This is a genomic window from Escherichia sp. 94.0001, from assembly GCF_013369155.2.
Classification (GTDB): domain Bacteria; phylum Pseudomonadota; class Gammaproteobacteria; order Enterobacterales; family Enterobacteriaceae; genus Escherichia; species Escherichia coli_F.
On sequence record NZ_JABWMS020000175.1, the window covers coordinates 1 to 1,260 of the forward strand.

Annotated in this window: 1 protein-coding gene; it reads left to right on the forward strand. The window is 37.9% G+C overall.

What is annotated here, in order from left to right; genetic code table 11:
* Positions 1-300 precede the first annotated feature (300 nt).
* Positions 301-1,245, forward strand: a complete 945-nt coding sequence (locus tag HEN33_RS25020) for a hypothetical protein (RefSeq protein ID WP_183083516.1) — start codon at positions 301-303, stop codon at positions 1,243-1,245.
* Positions 1,246-1,260: the final 15 nt, after the last annotated feature.

A 1,260-nucleotide genomic window follows, 5' to 3' on the forward strand; every position in this document is an offset into this window, starting at 1 on the left:
TTATAATACCAATTGATTAGATTAGCCAATTTGTTGCTATTTTACATAACATATTTTTATCAAAGTTAATTGATTGTTGCCTTTATGAGCACCGGCCGTAAGCCCGTTATGTTATTGTTTCATTTGTAATAATCACCAATAAGTATCGATGAGAGAGATATCGCTTAACAGAGGCGACTGTGTCTGCATGAACACAGGCAACTTTCGCCTGATAAACGAAAAATGAGCGATTTTTGCAAGTTAGTTTTTCTATAGCCGGGTACACTCAGCGCCTCGCTTGATTACAATGAGGTTGCTGCTATGAGTCCTGATAATATCGGTTCGGCTGTCAATCGCTTCTCAGGTTGGCCATCTAATGATCCTCTAAAAACAGATAACGAATCAATGACATCACCCGTGACTGTGCAGGTAATAAAGATGATTGCCGCCATCCTTGACCCACATCGGATAGTCGTTGGTATCGATACACTTTATACAACGCAGCGCAAAACATTTACCTCAGAGGGTCAACAGCTCATTGAATCAGCATTGAAAACACTTAATGTGATGAATTTAAATAACCTGGAAACAGATCGCGATGAGGAGGGTAACTATCTGGCTTTTGGATATAACGTTGACACTCCTGACAGAATAACCGTTTCTGCTTATAATGAAAAAAAACCTTTCTGTTATGGCCAATGTCTTTTAATACAGGATGAAGAACCAGATTTATTTAACCTGGTAAAAATTAAAATCTTTGAAGCCAGGCATAATTATGTTTCTAAATTGATGAGCGATCCGGAATTTATGTTTAAATTCAGTTATAGCGCCCAACAAAATAGATTAGAACCTCATCTTCTGGTTCCCACTTATTTCCCTCTAAAAACAAACCAACCGGTTACGCTAGAGGATGTACTGATACTTTATCGTTTCTTTAAAATGAATGGCGATTTTAATATATTAACATCAGATGAATACATGAGTATCATGACACCTCTGATGAAGTGTGAGCGTAGCGTCCACGACCATAACAGGTATGTGACGGGCAAAGATGCTCTTCTTCTGGACAATCCTCCGTCTGGTAACCAGATATATTTCCATATTTCCCCTGACGAATCAGCAACACTTGTCCTTTATTTTTCAGACAATAACCTTGAATCCTTCGTCTTTGAAAATGATATTCCGAGCCAGTATCGACATTTCAAAATGTTTACCAATCTGGCACTGGTTATAGATCAGTTAACCGAAGCCAATAAAATACTTTAATTTTCTATATATCCC